The 14,308-nt window shown below is 65.3% G+C and carries 16 protein-coding genes and 1 pseudogene; 9 read left to right on the top strand and 8 right to left on the bottom strand.

Translation table 11 applies throughout. The features are described 5' to 3' along the window. Window position 1: 1 nt before the first annotated feature. Genes tmk through Mrose_RS08540 form a run of 3 tightly spaced genes read right to left on the bottom strand, consistent with a single transcriptional unit; the run spans window position 2 to window position 2,853 of the window. The gene (gene tmk / locus Mrose_RS08550) at window positions 2-607 is read right to left on the bottom strand and encodes a dTMP kinase (RefSeq protein ID WP_119277373.1); all 606 of its coding nucleotides are present in this window, start codon (window positions 605-607) and stop codon (window positions 2-4) included. Beyond that, entirely contained in the window at window positions 608-1,354 is a 747-nt protein-coding gene (locus Mrose_RS08545) for a Nif3-like dinuclear metal center hexameric protein (protein ID WP_119277371.1), read from the bottom strand. A 47-nt stretch (window positions 1,355-1,401) separates the two neighbouring features. Beyond that, window positions 1,402-2,853, bottom strand: a complete 1,452-nt coding sequence (locus Mrose_RS08540) for a UDP-N-acetylmuramoyl-L-alanyl-D-glutamate--2,6-diaminopimelate ligase (RefSeq protein ID WP_119277369.1) — start codon at window positions 2,851-2,853, stop codon at window positions 1,402-1,404. Between the two features lie 333 nt (window positions 2,854-3,186). Here Mrose_RS08540 and Mrose_RS08535 point away from each other — a divergent pair, with 333 nt between their 5' ends. The 3 genes from Mrose_RS08535 (at window position 3,187) to Mrose_RS08525 (ending at window position 5,548) form a co-directional block, all read left to right on the top strand. Continuing rightward, on the top strand, window positions 3,187-3,795 hold the full coding sequence (locus tag Mrose_RS08535; RefSeq protein WP_018466868.1) for a helix-turn-helix domain-containing protein: 609 nt from the start codon (window positions 3,187-3,189) through the stop codon (window positions 3,793-3,795). A 178-nt stretch (window positions 3,796-3,973) separates the two neighbouring features. Then, window positions 3,974-4,993, top strand: a complete 1,020-nt coding sequence (locus tag Mrose_RS08530) for an NAD(P)/FAD-dependent oxidoreductase (RefSeq protein ID WP_119277367.1) — start codon at window positions 3,974-3,976, stop codon at window positions 4,991-4,993. Window positions 4,994-5,029: 36 nt separating this feature from the next. Next, window positions 5,030-5,548, top strand: coding sequence for a ribonuclease FAU-1 family protein (locus tag Mrose_RS08525; protein ID WP_119277365.1), 519 nt, complete (start codon window positions 5,030-5,032; stop codon window positions 5,546-5,548). Window positions 5,549-5,844: 296 nt separating this feature from the next. Here the strand turns inward: Mrose_RS08525 and Mrose_RS08520 are convergent, their stop codons facing one another. Together Mrose_RS08520 and Mrose_RS08515 are read right to left on the bottom strand one after the other, a co-directional pair. Beyond that, window positions 5,845-6,825, bottom strand: a complete 981-nt coding sequence (locus Mrose_RS08520) for a hypothetical protein (protein ID WP_119277363.1) — start codon at window positions 6,823-6,825, stop codon at window positions 5,845-5,847. Between the two features lie 11 nt (window positions 6,826-6,836). Next, on the bottom strand, window positions 6,837-7,409 hold the full coding sequence (locus Mrose_RS08515; protein WP_119277361.1) for a LabA-like NYN domain-containing protein: 573 nt from the start codon (window positions 7,407-7,409) through the stop codon (window positions 6,837-6,839). Window positions 7,410-7,443: 34 nt separating this feature from the next. On the opposite strand from Mrose_RS08515, the gene Mrose_RS08510 reads away from it, so the two are divergent. The 3 genes from Mrose_RS08510 to Mrose_RS08500 are packed head-to-tail and all read left to right on the top strand — an operon-like array spanning window position 7,444 to window position 9,608. Continuing rightward, window positions 7,444-7,767 (top strand): hypothetical protein, encoded by a 324-nt coding sequence (locus Mrose_RS08510; RefSeq protein WP_245969740.1) that lies wholly within the window; start codon window positions 7,444-7,446, stop codon window positions 7,765-7,767. A gap of 10 nt (window positions 7,768-7,777) precedes the next feature. Next, window positions 7,778-9,106, top strand: a complete 1,329-nt coding sequence (locus Mrose_RS08505; protein ID WP_147371594.1) for a hypothetical protein — start codon at window positions 7,778-7,780, stop codon at window positions 9,104-9,106. 25 nt (window positions 9,107-9,131) lie between these two features. Next, the gene (locus Mrose_RS08500) at window positions 9,132-9,608 is read left to right on the top strand and encodes a GNAT family N-acetyltransferase (protein WP_245969747.1); all 477 of its coding nucleotides are present in this window, start codon (window positions 9,132-9,134) and stop codon (window positions 9,606-9,608) included. 24 nt (window positions 9,609-9,632) lie between these two features. Here the strand turns inward: Mrose_RS08500 and Mrose_RS08495 are convergent, their stop codons facing one another. Together Mrose_RS08495 and argB are read right to left on the bottom strand one after the other, a co-directional pair. Continuing rightward, on the bottom strand, window positions 9,633-10,667 hold the full coding sequence (locus Mrose_RS08495; protein WP_119277353.1) for a zinc-binding dehydrogenase: 1,035 nt from the start codon (window positions 10,665-10,667) through the stop codon (window positions 9,633-9,635). An 18-nt stretch (window positions 10,668-10,685) separates the two neighbouring features. Further along, on the bottom strand, window positions 10,686-11,432 hold the full coding sequence (argB, locus tag Mrose_RS08490; RefSeq protein WP_119277351.1) for an acetylglutamate kinase: 747 nt from the start codon (window positions 11,430-11,432) through the stop codon (window positions 10,686-10,688). Window positions 11,433-11,529: 97 nt separating this feature from the next. Here argB and modA point away from each other — a divergent pair, with 97 nt between their 5' ends. Genes modA through Mrose_RS08475 form a run of 3 tightly spaced genes read left to right on the top strand, consistent with a single transcriptional unit; the run spans window position 11,530 to window position 14,076 of the window. Then, a complete protein-coding gene (gene modA / locus Mrose_RS08485) occupies window positions 11,530-12,390 on the top strand; it encodes a molybdate ABC transporter substrate-binding protein (RefSeq protein ID WP_119277350.1) in 861 nt (286 codons plus the stop codon). Further along, window positions 12,383-13,075 (top strand): molybdate ABC transporter permease subunit, encoded by a 693-nt coding sequence (gene modB, locus Mrose_RS08480; protein WP_119277348.1) that lies wholly within the window; start codon window positions 12,383-12,385, stop codon window positions 13,073-13,075. Before modA ends, modB begins: the two co-directional genes overlap by 8 nt. Further along, window positions 13,030-14,076 carry an ABC transporter ATP-binding protein gene (locus Mrose_RS08475; RefSeq protein WP_119277346.1) on the top strand — a complete coding sequence of 349 codons (1,047 nt, stop codon included), beginning with the start codon at window positions 13,030-13,032 and terminating at the stop codon, window positions 14,074-14,076. The genes modB and Mrose_RS08475 overlap by 46 nt, the downstream gene beginning before the upstream one ends. Here the strand turns inward: Mrose_RS08475 and Mrose_RS19390 are convergent. Then, window positions 14,065-14,308, bottom strand: a pseudogene (locus Mrose_RS19390) (hypothetical protein); the annotation flags it as partial. The gene Mrose_RS08475 and the pseudogene Mrose_RS19390 sit on opposite strands and share 12 nt — an antisense overlap.

Here is a 14,308-nt window from a genome sequence, read left to right as displayed (position 1 = left end):
GCTACAGCATAGAGGCCAAAAATGAACGCAGGCTTTGCTGTATGGCCTCCACGCTCTGGGTGGCGTCCAGCACTACGAAACGCTCGGGCTCGGCCATGGCCAGCTCGAGGTAGCCCTCGCGCAGGCGGCGGTGGAACTCTAAGGGTTCGCGCTCGAGGCGGTCGCGGCTGTCGAAGCGCATTAGCCCTACTTCGGGCGGGAGGTCGAGCAGGAAGGTGCGGTGGGGCTTGAGCCCGCCCGTGACTCCCTCGGCCACCGCCCGCAGCCAGCCCAGCGACAGCCCGCGCCCGTAGCCCTGGTAGGCCAGCGAGGAGTCGAGGTAGCGGTCGCACAGCACGATCTCGCCGCGCTCGAGGGCCGGGCGCAGCACTGTGCGCACGTGCTCGGCGCGGTCGGCGGAGTAGAGCAAGTACTCGGCCTCGGGGGTCATGTCGTGGTGGTGCAGCAGCAACTGGCGGATCTCGGCCCCCACCACGCCGCCGTCGCCGGGCTCGCGGGTGGTGAGCACCGCGCGGCCCTGCTCACGCAGCCACTCCGCCAGCAGCCGCACCTGCGTGCTCTTGCCCGCACCTTCGGGCCCCTCGAAGGTGATGAACAGCCCCGCCATTCAAAGCCCCGTGGGGTGCTCGAGGAAGACCCAGGGCAGGCCGAACTCGCGCTCGATGCGCTCGGCCAGGGCCTTCACGCCGAAGGTCTCGGTGTCGTAGTGCCCGGCATAGATGGCGTTCATGCCCAGCTCGAAGGTGGGGTGGAAGTTCTGGTGCTTGGGCTCGCCCGTGATGAGCAATTCGGCCCCAGCCGCCTTGGCCTGGGCCACGTAGTCGGAGGCCGAGCCCGACACCACCGCCACCCGCGTGACCTCGTTGGGGCCGCCCTGGTGGATGAGGCACTGCATCCCGGTGATCTGGCCCAGTCGGTCGCCGATCTCGGAGAGGGCGTGGGGCCGGAACAGGTTGCCGATGAACCCCACCTCGAAGGGCTCGAGATTCTGTAGCCCCAGGGCCTGGGCGATTAAGGCGTTGTTGCCCACCTCGGGGTGCACGTCCAGCGGCAGGTGCGAGGCATAGAGGTTGATACCCCCCTGGAAGAGGGCCTCGAGCCGGCGCTTATGGATTCCCACCACCGGCATATCTCCGCCCCAGAACAGCCCGTGGTGCACGATCATGAAGTCCACGCCCTGCTCGCGGGCCTTGTCGATGGTGGCCTGGGCGGCATCTACCGCCGCTCCGATCTTGTGAACCTGCTCGCGCCCTTCAACCTGGAGCCCGTTGAGCGAGGGATCACGCAGTTGTTTGGTGATTTCCCTACTCTTGAGAAATTCGTCCAGCCAGCGGACGAGGATGTCGCGGTGCATGGATATAAGTCTACTGCCAGGAGTCGTGCGACGCCCCAGGCCACGACTCACCCGATGCCCGCTTTTTGCCCGCCCAGCGCGGCCCTGACCTCCTCCACCTCGTTCCAGGGGATCGTCTCGGTGCCGCGCTCGAGCGTGCGCTCGTGTCCCTTGCCTGAGAAGAGGAGGGTGTCGCCGGGGCGGGCGTTTTCAACGGCGTGGCGGATCGCTGATCGCCGGTCGCCGATGCACACGTGCCGCTTGGGGTCGCCGTGGGCCTCGGACATGGTTCGCAGGATGGCCCCCAGGCTCTCGCTGCGGTGGTCCTCCTCGGTAAAGATGGCGAAGTCGGCCAGCTCGGCGGCCACCCTGCCGATGCCGGTGCGGCGGCTGGGGTCCTGGTTGCCCGCCGCCCCGATCACCACCACCAGACGACCACGGGTGGTGGGGCGCAGGGTCACCAGCGCCGCCCGCAGGCTGTCCCCGGTGTGGGCGAAATCGACGATGACTCGGAAGGGCTCGGCCTGCACGAGCTGCATTCGCCCCGGCACGCCGGGGAAGCTGGCCAGGCCACGTCTTATCTCCTCTACCGAGAGGCCCATCCGTGTGGCGGCGGCCATCGCCGCCAAGGCGTTTTCGGCGTTGAAGCGTCCCACCATGGGGAGCTGAACCGCGAACGAGCCGACAGGGGAGCGCACCTCGAGCTCGAGCCCTCCCACGCCTTCCGTCAGTTTTTCGGCCCGCCAATCGCCCGCTGAGCCATAGCTCCAGGTGTTGGGCCCGTCGGCCAGGCGGTGGGTCCAAGCGTTGTCGCTGTTCACCACGCGCCACTGTGAGCGCTCGAGCAGCTTCCTCTTCTCGGCGAAATAGTTCTCCATGCTGCCGTGCAGGTCGAGGTGGTCCTCGAAGAGGTTGGTGAAGACCCCCACCGCGTACTCCAGCCCGCGCACCCGCTCGAGCGCGAGGGCGTGACTGGAGACCTCGAGCACCGCCTGTTTGCACCCGGCCTCCACGAAGCGGCGCAGCATCTCCTGCACCTGCGGGGCCTCGGGGGTGGTGAAGTGGCCGCTCAGGAACAACTCTTTCGCGCCGATCTTGACCCCCACGGTCGAGAGGCGTCCCACCGGGGGCTGGGCCGACTGGAGCAGGTGGTGCAGCAGCACGGCCACGGTGGTCTTGCCTTTGGAGCCGGTTACCCCAGCCAGCTCGAGCTGCTTTGCCGGATAGCCCCAAAAGGCCGCGGCCAGATCGCTCAGTGCAGCCCGGTCATGGCTCACTTTGCAGTAGGGGACAGGCAAATCGAGGTCTTTGGTTCCGACTACGGCGATGGCCCCCTTCACGAGGGCCTGGGGAATGAAGTCGTGCCCGTCCAGCGGCGCCCGGCTTTGCAGGGGAACGCCCTGGATCGCCACGAACACGAAGCCGGGTTCGACCAGCCTCGAGTCATGGGTTACGCCCCGTACCGATAGGGCCGGGGCTTCGCGGCCAAGCAGGGCGAAGAGTTCGTGCAGGGTGACCACACCAGCATTGTATTTCCTGGGGCAGCCGGGGTAGGGAATGGGCCTCGAGGCTCGCCCGTCCGACGGCTCATCGGTATGGTTGATGCCACTCGACCCACCGGAGGATGCCCAATCGCTCGATGGTTGTGTTTGGCCCTGGTTAGGTAGGCTCAAAGGGAAATCCGACAGTGGATCGGCGGCGTAGGAGGCCTCGAGGACGGCGTGCTTATGGCTATGGGCTTTGCTTGTTCATCGTGCTGCTTTAACTCAGCAAGGACTCAGGAAATAATCAACATATCTATTTACAAAATAGTGCTTAAGGACTAAGCTATAAATCAAGGAGGCGATGAATAAATGCAAAACAGCATCATTGACACCATCGGCTTCCACGCTGGAGAAATCATCCTGTACCCCGGAAAGCCGGGTCCCAAGGACAAGCTTTACCGGGTGCGCGAGGGGCTGGTGCGCCTCCAGAGCGTGGATGAGGAGGGCAATGCCCTGACGCTGCGCTTCGCGCGTCCGGGCGAGTACTTCGGTGAGGAAGTGCTTTCGGGCGATGAACGCAGCTACTTCGCGGAGGCGGTGACCCGCACCCGCATCGACATCGTCTCGCCGGAGGAACTCACCCCTGAGGAGACCGTGAAGCTGGCTCGGCACTTGGTGAACGCGCTCACCCAGACCTACCGCACCATCCAGCGCCTCTCGGGCCAGCGCCTGAAGAACCGCATCGCCGCCACCTTGCTCGAGCTCTCCAACACCCCCATCGCCTTCCGCGAGAGCAGTGGCCGTGTGGGCGTACGCGCTACCCACGACGAGATCGCCTCGGCGGTCGGCTCGGTGCGCGAGACCGTGACCAAGGTCATCGGCGAGCTCTCGCGCGAGGGCTACATCAAGTCCGGCTACGGCAAGCTGGTGCTCGAGAACATCCGTGGCCTGGAGGACCTGGCCCAGCAAGCTGCATAAACTATCAGCGTGAAAGCATAATGGACGGCTTTCAGCCGTCCTGTTTTGTGGCCAAAAATCGAGACCAAGCGTGTCTTGCCATGGGAACTGCACACCCTGGCTGTGAAGAGATGCGCCGGTGGTAGTACTCCGGATTTACGGTATACCAAACCGGAGCTCTTGTGTTATCTTATTCACCATGTTGCGGACCGACGTGACCGTGATCGGAGCTGGGCCGGCAGGACTGTTTGCGGCGTTCTATGTGGGTATGCGCGACCTTACGGTGCGGATCATCGATCCCTTGCCGGAGCCGGGAGGCCAGCTCATGGCCCTGTACCCCGAAAAATACATCTACGACATCGCGGGCTTCCCCAAGATCCTCGCTAAGGACCTGGTGAACAACCTCATCGAGCAGCTCGAGCCCTTCAAGCCTATCTATACCCTGGGCGAGCGGGCGGAGAAGCTCGAGGAGGTCAACGGCGACTTCCACATCACCACCTCCAGCGGTCACACTTACGCCACCGGCGCGGTGATCATCGCGGCAGGGGTGGGAGCCTTCGAGCCGCGCAAGGTGGGCTGCCCCGGCGAGGCCGAGTTCACGGGCAAGGGGGTCTATTACGCGGTCAAGAGCAAAGCCGAGTTCACTGGCAAGCGTGTGCTGATCGTGGGAGGTGGCGACAGTGCCGCCGACTGGACACTGGGCCTCAAAGACATCGCCGAGGTCACCCTGATTCACCGCCGTGAGCAGTTTCGCGCCCACGCCGCTACCGTCAACCAGATGATCGAGGCCGCCGAGGCGGGAGAGGTTCGTATCCTCACCCCCTACGAACTCAAGGAGATTCGCGGTGATGGCCACGTGCGCGAGGCGGTGATCTTCAACAACGCCACCAAAGAGGAGACCGTGCTGGGGGTGGACGCGGTGGTCATCCTGGCTGGTTACCTCTCCAAGCTGGGGCCGCTGGCGACGTGGGGCCTCGAGATGGAGGGCAACAAGAAGATCAAGGTGCTCGACTCGACCATGCGCACCAGCCGTCCCGGCATCTTCGCCTGCGGTGACGTGGCGAGCTACAACGGCAAGCTGCCGCTGATCTGCCTGGGCTTCGGGGAGGCTTCCATCGCGGCCAACTACGCCGCCGCCTACGCCCATCCCGAACTCAAGGTCAACCCCGGTCACTCCTCCGAGCGCGACGAGGTGCCGACCCCGGCGGCTACGCACTGATCCCTGCTCGAGGGCTCGAGGCGCTGGAGGGCTGAGATGTACGGGCCAGGCCAGCGCGTGCGGTTGGAGTTCTGGAAGTATCCCCAGGACCGGCTGCACTACTGGTGGGAGGCCGAGGTGCGCGAAGTGCGCGAGGGGGCGGTACTGCTGTACATGCCCCTGGGATTCGAGTTCCACCACGAAAGCAAAGGGCGGGTGCTGCGCGTAGATCACCAGGCTTACGTGGCCTTCTTCGAGAGTCGCTGGTACTCGGGTGGCCCCGACCTCGATGCCGAGGGCAGGGTGCTCGAGTACTACTGGAACATCCAGACTCCCCCGCGCTTCGAGCCAGAGCGCATCTGGCAGTACGACCTCGAGCTCGACGTGAAGTGCAGGGCCGACCACCGCTGCCAGACCTTCGACCTCGAGGAGTTCGCGGCCAAGGCCCCCCTTTACCCGGCGGAGTGGGTGGAGCGGGCCACCCAGGCCGTCGCGGAGGTCGAGCGCCACATGCTGCAGGGAGAATGGCCGGTCTTGCCGCCGGGCAGGGCAGGGCAGTGGCTCGAGCGCATTTGACCAGCCCTAGAGCCATCGACGGCTCGTGCAAGAAGCCCGGTGTAACGCTGCTGTAACGCTGCTTACGCTAACATCGCCTTGAAGTTCGGCAGCCCGTGCGATCCAACATGGGATGCGGGGCTTCGAGGGAAGGGTGCGAGGGGATACCTTGGATTTGTGCCTATTCGGCAAGCGCTTATTGGGCGGATGCGAGGGAGCAGCGCCACCGTTATTGGAGCCCCCAGCGTTGGGCTAGAAGCCGGAAACCCTGTCCCCTTTCCCAAAGACGACAACTGCCCTATGCGGCAGTTGTTCGTTTAATGAGCGGCGAACAGGGCCTGGTAGAACATCCCCTTGAAGAAACCGTGGAAGGCATAGGGCCAGGTGGCCTGTTGCCGGGCTCCGGTAGGCCAGTTGTGCCAGGCCGGGCCGAGGTAGTAGAGCCAGTGTCCGGCCAGGTAGCGGGTGTTGCTCCAGGAAAGCCCCAGGGCTGCATTGAAGTAGCCGCGCAGTCTCGAGGCCGTGAGCAGCAGGTTCTTGGCGGGGTCCTCCAGGGCCTGGCGGGCCTCGAGTTCGGTGCGTGGGAAGCTGGCATAGGGCCAGGCCGCGAAGTGCTTGAGGCGCCGCTGCTGCTTGAGCGCGTCTTCCCAGGACATCTGGGCCAGACCCAGGGTGCGTGACAGCGGCCCCGCACTGCCGGTGGACTCGCTGAGGCTCTCGGCTAGACCATCGGCCAGGGAGCGAATTCCCCTCGAAAGCCCCATAGCCTTATCCCCGCCGTACTCCTCGTTGTCCACTATTGCCGCCAGCACCCCCGAGGGGAAATGCAATCTCTGGGCTGCCTGGCTGATCTCCTGGCGGTAGGGCAGCACGCGCTCCAGGGCCAGTGGTAGGTCTCGAGTGTTAGGGGTTTGACCCCGCTTGAGTGCTCCGAGGGCCTCGAGCCAGCGCCTCGAGGCGGCCAGGGCCTCTTCGGGGCTGCCGAAAGCCGAGGAGCGGTTGCGGCGTTGGTTGTAGAACTCCAGGCGCAGCAAGCGGCTCACGGCCACCGCGCCAGGGCGCCCGGCCAGGATCTGGGCCGAAGCCTTGAGCGAGAGGTACTCCCGCACGATTGCCTCACGGCGGGATACCTCCAGGCCCACCAGGATTTGCCGCAGGGACAAGCGCTGCCAGGGATCGCCCAGGGGCAGGGGCCGGCCCTGGCTCAACAGCAGCAAAAGCGTCAGCAAAACCGCACCCAGGACCAGGGTGCGGCGGCTGGGCTTGGCCTGGAGCTCAGGCAGGGGATGCGCTCTCACCGATTGGATGCCTACAGCTCGTCCTCGAGGGAGTCGAAGACCCCGCGAGCGGGCGTGGGTTGGGTTTCCTCCTGGTTTTCGGGCAGGGGTTCGATGGTGGGGTATACCCGCCGTCCGCCGCTCTGGCGCTCGAGCACCTCGCGCATCTCGCGCAGGTCGAGGTAGCGGTCGGCCTGGTTGCGCAGCTCGAGGTCGGTCAGTTCGGGTACACCCAGCAGGTGAATTTCCTTGCCCATGGCCCGCAGCGCGGAAAAAGTATGCGCCAGCTCGCTGGCTCCGGTGGCTACGATGGCGCGGTCCCAGCGAGGGGCGGTGGTGAGGGCATCGGTGGCCAGCAGCGCCTCGAAACGCGGCTCTCCGTGTACCTCCCGGCTGCGCACGGTGTAACCCATGAAGATGAGGGCGTCGAGGAATTTCTGCTGGCGCTCGTCGTCCGGATCGGTCAGGGGAGCATAGTAGAAGGCGTTATAGAGGTCATCGGCGGGACCAAACTGGGCGATCACTCGGCGGTGATCTACGTTCCAGCCCAGCCGCTTGGCGGCGTTGTACATATATGAACCGTCAATGAAGAGTGCAACTTTCACAAACTCAATCATAACAGGCTCAAGAGGCGATAATGTGGAAGTTGTGCATCACTTGGACGAAGCGCTGTTTTACGCGGGTCGCCTGGAGGAACCCCTGCTGCGCCTGGGCCGGGGGAAAGCCGATCGGGTCGCGTTGTTGTTCAGCGATCCGGAGGCGGCCCGCGCGCTGTGCCGGAGGTTACCTGGCTATGAACTGAGCTTATTTTCCGCGAGCGACTGGCGGGGAAAAGAGGAGTTGTTCAAGGCTTTGCTGGCGCAGGGGGTCGAAGTCTATCTTTTGAACGAATCCAAGCCTCACGCCGTGCGGATGGCCCTGGCCTATGTCCAAAGCCACAAAACTCAGACGGCGTGCTTGTAGATTGGATTTCGTGAGCTTCCCCATAAGACCCTGGATGTTTCTCGCCGCGGGGCTGCTGCTGGGCGCGAGGGCGGTGCTGGGCCAGGCTGTGCCCGCCGACAAGCCGGGGGTTCCCCGCGTGGACGTGGATTACCGCAGCACGGTGGAGACCTGGTGGGCCCGCCATCCCCTCAACCCCGACGCGCCGGGTGGGATTCCCATCGGAGGGGTCAGGCCCTTCGCGCGGGTGCTCGAGCTCACTCCCGAGGACAGCATTCAGGAGGCGATCGACCGCTATGGGGACTCGGGCGTGACCATCCGGCTGCGCCCTGGGATCTACCGGCAGTCCTTCGGGACACGGGGCTACAGCAATATCCAAATCGTGGCCGATGAACCCGGCACCGTGCGCATCCAAGGGCGGGCGCTGCTGAGCGGGGGCTACGGAGCCATACCCAAAGGCTCGAAGAACCCGCTCATCAAGACCTACGTCGAATTCGTGGACTGCATCGTCAAGGACTACGATCCCAACCACGCCCTCTGCCGCCGCACCGCGCAAAACCGTCCCGGCAACATCTACCTCAAGAACCTCACCTTCGACGGCTACGGCGAGATTCCCACCCCCCTCATCCGCATCGCAGGCATCCGGGACGTGGTGTTCGACAACCTGAGCTTCGTGGGCACCACCTTAAAGCTCGAGCCCGGCGTGCACCATCCCGGTCTGGTTTCGGGCCACGCCCTCATCGACAACGTGTGGATTCGCGGGGGAAGCTTCGAGGGGCCTTCGCCCTACGCCGTTTACCTCGACGGGCTGCATGGTGGCGGGGTGATCAAAGCCAGTTTCGCTGCCTCCTTCGGCAGCGGGGGCCTGCTGTTTCTCACCAACGACGACTTCAGCCAGGACCTCGACCAGCCGGCCAACGGCATTCAGAAGCACGAGCAGCGCAACGGGCAGTTCATCGTAGCTGAGGGCAATGTCTTCGCGGGTACCCATACGGCGGTGGGCTTCACCGCCGAGCAGGTGCTGGTGCAGAACAACGAGGTCAAGGGGCGGGTGGAGTGGTTCACCCAGAACGACGGGCGCTGCTCTAACCGCTGGGGAAGCTTCATTTACACCAACGTGGGCCACATTATCCGCAACAACCGGGTCAACTATGCCACTGGCTTTCACCTCATCGACGCCAACACTGCCATAGGCAACTGCGAGAACCGGGCTTTCGGACAGGTGGGGCGCTACACCCTCGAGGGCAACAAGATCCGCACCCTCGGACCCGGAGGCCTTGTGGGCCTGGTGGGCCCTGAAGAATTCGTGCAAGGACCCAACGTGGTGCGGGATAACTGCGTGGGAAAGGAGTGCTATTGAAGGTCGTACGGAGCCCGACGTGCTGATGGCTGCCCTCGAGATCACCCCGCTCCATCTCCACCAGGCCGAAGCTTTCCTGGCCTGGCGTGGAGAGGACGAGATCAGTTGCCAGATCGTGCGGGGGGAGGTGGAGGCCCACTTCGTGGGGCAGCGGGTGCTGTGGGTGGCCGTGCTGGGAGAGGCGATGGTGGGCACGGTGCAACTACTCTTCGACCATCCCGATCCCGATCTGGCCGATGAGCACAGCGGCTATATCCAAGCGCTCGAGGTCCGGCCCGCCTATCGCCGCCTGGGCATCGCCAGCGCGCTGCTGCAGCGTGTCGAGTGGGAAGCCCGCAGGCGGGGGTTGGAGCGTATCACCCTCATGGTCGAGCCCGACAATGCCCCGGCCCTGCGGCTGTACCGCAAGTGGGGCTACCGGCAGTTCAAGCGCTCGGTGTTTGGCTGGAAAGGCGTGATGTACCCCACGCTGTGCCTGGAGAAGCTGCTGGCGCCGGTATGAGGGGATGCTGGTGCGGGAGGGTGCTCAGCCCTCAAGGCTCAGAACCACCTTGCCAAACACCTTGCGCTCCTCGAGCTTGCGGTGCCCTTCGGCGGCTTGCTCCAGAGGCAGCACCTCGCCCACCACGGGCCTCAGCTTGCCCTCGCAGACGAAGCGGAGGATGGGGAAGAGGCGGCTTTTGGAAGCCATGGTCGAGCCGAAGATGGTGAGCTGGCGGTAGAAGATGTGGGCCATGGGCGTAAGGGCCTCGTAGCCCGAGGAGGCGCCGGCCACGGCGATGCGCCCGCCCCAGGCCGTTGATCGCAAGACTTCCGGCCAGAAGTCGGCGCCGGTGTGGTCCACCACCGCGTCGGCCCCCTTGCCGCCGGTGAGCTCGCGCACGCGCTTGCTCCAGCCCGCCTCGCGGTAGTTCACGGTCTCGTCGGCGCCCAGGGCGCGGGCGGCCTCGAGCTTGGCCTCGCTGGAGGCGGTGGCGATGACCCTGGCCCCGTGCAGCTTGGCGATCTGGATGGCCGCCACCGAGACTCCCGAGCCTGCCGCCATCACCAGCACGTCTTCGCCGGGCTGCACCCGGAGCTTGTCCACCACCATCTGCCAGGCGGTGAGGAAGGTCAGGGGGATGCTGGCGGCCTCCACGAAGCCCAGGTTAGATGGCATGGGCAGCACGTTGGCCTGCGGGACCACCACCACCTCGGCATAGCCCCCCCAGCGGTGCTCGCCCAGGATCTGGTACTGCGGGCAGAGGTTGTCCTGCCCGCTCAGGCAGCGCTCACAGCGCCCGCAGGAGACGCCGGGGTTGACCACCACGGCCTCGCCAGCTTGCAGGTGTTCCACCCCAGGCCCCACCTCCTGCACGACTCCGGCGATGTCGCAGCCGAGAATATGGGGCAGGGGCAGCTTGAGGCTGGCGGTGCCTTTGCGCACCCACACGTCGAGGTGGTTGAGGGCCACCGCCCGCACCCGCACCGCGACCTGTCCCGGCCCGGCTCGTGGGGTCTCGATCTCACCATAGCGCAGCACCTCCGGGCCGCCCCGGCTTTCCATCAAGATGGCTCGCATCAGAGGGGATTATATCGGCTACAGCACGACGCGGGTTCCGGCTTGCCCGCTCAGCACGCCCTGCAAGACGCCCCGCTCGCCCCTGGCGATCGCGGCCCAGGGTGCGCCCCGATCCAGGGCGTTCAGCGCAGCTTCCACCTTGGGGATCATGCCGCCGGAGATGACGCCCTGGGCGACGAGATCTCGCACCTCGCCTCGAGTGAGCCGGGCATAGCGGGTGGCGGGGTCCTTGGGGTCGCGCAGAACCCCTACCACGTCGGTGAGGAAGACCGCGGGCAGGGAGAGGGCTCCGGCGATGGCCCCGGCGGCGGTGTCGGCGTTAATGTTGAGCGCTCCCTCGCCGTCGAGCCCGATGGGGGCCACCAGCGGCGTGATGCCGGCCTGGATCAGGCACTCGAGCACCTCGGTCTTGACCCCGCTCACCTCGCCCACCCGGCCCAGCTCGGGCTCGAGCAGGCGGGCCTCGAGCAGCCCCGCGTCGCGCCCGGTGAGGGCCACGGCGTTGCGTCCGCGTGCGCTTAGCCCGTGGGCGAGCTGTTTGCCCAGCGTCGAGAGCACCATCTCCACCACCTCCATCTGCTCGGGCGGGGTCACGCGCAGGCCGTTATGGAAGTGGGTCTCGAAGCCCAGCCGGCCCAGCCACTCGCCGATGTTGGGGCCCCCGCCGTGCACCAGCACCAGCGGGCCGGGGTAGGCGGCGATCTCCTCGAGCAATTCGGCTGCCCCCTTGAGGCTGCCGCCGATCTTGACCAGAAGGCTTTCCACGGCTGTAATCCTATCGCAGATGGCGAGGTGCCTCACCCCCGCGATCTTGCGTCGGCCTCACATGCCCGTCACGGGGTGGCTTAGACTAGGACATACCATGCTGCGCTTGCTGATTTTGACGATGGTGCTGGGGCTCGGGCTAGTTCAGGCTCAAGGCAACGTAGTACGAGTGGTGGCTGCCTCCGATCTGCAATTTGCGCTCGAAGAAATCGCCGTCGCTTTTGAAAGGGCCAATCCTGGGATCAAGGTCGAACTGAACTTTGGCTCTTCAGGGAAGTTCTACACCCAGCTTCTGCAAGGCTTGCCTGCTGACGTGTACTTTTCGGCGGATGAAGCTTTTCCCTTGCGTCTGGAACAGGCTGGAATGACGGTTCCCGGCAGCCGCAAGCTCTATGCGGTGGGCCGTATGGTGATCTGGGTAGCCAATGAACTCGTGGCCCAGGGACTCGACCCGCAAAAGCTCGGCCCAAAGCTAATGCTCGACAAGCGGGTGACGCAGGTGGCGATCGCCAATCCCGTGCACGCCCCCTATGGACGGGCTGCGGTCACGCTGCTGGAACACTTTGGGTTGCTCAAGAAAACCCGTGAAGCAGAGTGGGAAGCGATGACCGCCGGGGTTCCTGCCTTCTACAGCATGGCGGTTTTGCAGCGAGGCAAGCCCCGCTTTGAGTTTGTATACGGCGAGAATATAGCCCAGACCGCACAACTGGCTTTAGCCAGCACGAAGGTGGGGATCCTGGCGCTTTCCATTGCCAAAAGCCCGGCGCTGGAACAGAAGGGAAAATACTGGTTGGCTCCACTTTCAAGCCACCTCCGGCTCAACCAAAACTACGCCATGCTCAAGGGGCAGGACCGGCCTGCGGTACGTAAGTTCTACGACTACATCGCCACGCCCGCCGCACACGCTGTACTGCGGCGCTATGGTTTCCTTTTACCAGGGGAAAAGCCCGATGAATGACCAAGCGTTCTGGCAAGCTTTATGGCTTACCCTCAAGCTTTGCCTGACCTCGACCGTTTTGCTGCTTTTGCTGGGGATACCCGTAGCCTGGCTGCTGGCGCACAAGCGCTTTCTGGGAAAGCGCCTGCTCGAATCGGTGGTCTTGCTGCCCCTGACCCTGCCGCCGACTGTGCTGGGCTTCTACCTGCTTTTGCTCCTGGGCCAGAATGGCCCGCTGGCTGAGTACCTGGGGATGCAATGGGCCTTTCGTTTCGAGGGCCTGGTGGTAGGTTCGGTGCTGTTCAGCCTGCCTTTTGCCCTCACCGCCTATCGCGAAGCCTTTCGGGCTTTAGACCCCGACCTGCTTCAGACGGCGCGTACGCTGGGGGCACGCTGGCCCCGGCTGTGGCTCGAGGTGATCCTTCCCTTGAGCTGGCCCGGCATCCTTTCGGGCACGTTGCTGGCATTTGCCCACACCCTGGGGGAGTTCGGGGTCGTGCTGATGATCGGCGGCAGTATCCCTGGGAAAACGCAGGTGGTCAGCATCTATATCTACGACCAAGTGCAGGCCCTGCGCTTTGACCGGGCGGCTGAGGCCTCGGGAGTGCTGCTGCTGATAAGCCTAGCCCTGCTTTATGCTGTGCGTAGTCTGGAGGATTGGTGGAAATCCGCTATACCCTCGAGCACCCCGTCCGCCTCGAGATAGCCCTCGAGGTGCAGGGCTTCACCGTGCTGCTGGGGGAGAGCGGGGTGGGCAAGAGCAGCCTGCTCAAGGCCCTGGCCGGGCTGCTGCCCGCCAGGGGCCAGCCCTTCGAGGGCCTGCGGGCCGAGCAGCGCCCGGTGGGCTACCTGCCCCAGCACTTCGCGCTCTTCCCCCACCTCACCGCGCTCGAAAACGTGGCCTTCCCGCTGGCCCATCTGCCGCCCGCGCGGCGCCGGGCGAAGGCGCTGGAATTCCTCGAGCGCATGGGCATTCCGTCCCTGGCCCCACGCTACCCACGCCAGCTATCGGGCGGACAGCAGCAACGCGTAGCCCTGGCACGGGCCCTGGCCCGCGAGCCCCAACTGCTCCTGCTCGACGAGCCCACCAGCGCCCTCGACGTGGCGACCCGCGAGGAGGTCTTCTCCGAGGTGCTCTCCTCGCTGCGCGACCTGGGCATCCCTACCCTGGCTGCCTCCCACGACCCCTGGCTGGCCCAGCAGGCCGACCGGGTGGCGGTGCTGAGCCCGCAGGGGTTGATCCAGCAGGGCTCTAGCACCGAGGTCTTCGCTCACCCTGTCGATCTGAACACCGCCCGGCTGGTGGGCTTTCGCAACTTCCTGCGGGGGGTGGTGGAGGGCCTCGAGGGCGAGAACGCCTGGATTGTCTGCAACGGGGTGCAGCTGCGGGCACGGCGCCCGGGCTGGGCACGGGTGGGACAGGCGGTGGTGGCCTGTGTGCGTTCGGACGAGGTGATCGTGGTGCGCCCCGACCGCCGCCCCGAACTGCCCGTGCAGGACAACATCTTGAGCGGCATCCTGTTGAGCCTCAAGCCCGAGGGCCTGGGCCTGCGCGGGCGCTTCAGCGGCCCGGTGGAGCTCGACCTGCTGCTGCCGCGCCACGTGCAGGAGAGGCTGGGGCTCGAGGTAGGCCGGGCACTGGAGGTCTCGCTCAAGCCGCAGTACCTGCATCTGGTGCCAGGGGTACGCCCGGAGCTAAACGCCTAACGCCGAGGGCGGGTCATACGTCTGATGCGGGTCGTACGTCCTACGCCGTACGTCGTACGCAAAACGCAATACGCCTTGGCCCTCGACCCTCGACGCCGGCGGGGAGGGCCGGGGTGCAGGAATCTCCTCGGGAACACCCACACACAACCCGGCTACCGGGAAAACCCCGGCGGGCAGGGCGCACAGCTCGCCGATCTGCTCGATGCACTCCAGAACCCCCCCGATCCAGCAG

It is taken from the genome of Calidithermus roseus (assembly GCF_003574095.1).
GTDB lineage: Bacteria > Deinococcota > Deinococci > Deinococcales > Thermaceae > Calidithermus > Calidithermus roseus.
Note: the sequence above shows the minus strand (reverse complement) of the source record. Positions and strands in the feature narration are given on the sequence as shown.

Coding starts and splice junctions, on each gene's coding strand:
- tmk (WP_119277373.1), bottom strand. CDS start 607: ATGGCGGGGCTGTTCATCACCTTCGAGGGGCCCGAAGGTGCGGGCAAG.
- Mrose_RS08545 (WP_119277371.1), bottom strand. CDS start 1,354: ATGCACCGCGACATCCTCGTCCGCTGGCTGGACGAATTTCTCAAGAGT.
- Mrose_RS08535 (WP_018466868.1), top strand. CDS start 3,187: ATGCAAAACAGCATCATTGACACCATCGGCTTCCACGCTGGAGAAATC.
- Mrose_RS08530 (WP_119277367.1), top strand. CDS start 3,974: ATGTTGCGGACCGACGTGACCGTGATCGGAGCTGGGCCGGCAGGACTG.
- Mrose_RS08525 (WP_119277365.1), top strand. CDS start 5,030: ATGTACGGGCCAGGCCAGCGCGTGCGGTTGGAGTTCTGGAAGTATCCC.
- Mrose_RS08500 (WP_245969747.1), top strand. CDS start 9,132: ATGGCTGCCCTCGAGATCACCCCGCTCCATCTCCACCAGGCCGAAGCT.
- Mrose_RS08495 (WP_119277353.1), bottom strand. CDS start 10,667: ATGCGAGCCATCTTGATGGAAAGCCGGGGCGGCCCGGAGGTGCTGCGC.
- modA (WP_119277350.1), top strand. CDS start 11,530: ATGCTGCGCTTGCTGATTTTGACGATGGTGCTGGGGCTCGGGCTAGTT.
- modB (WP_119277348.1), top strand. CDS start 12,383: ATGAATGACCAAGCGTTCTGGCAAGCTTTATGGCTTACCCTCAAGCTT.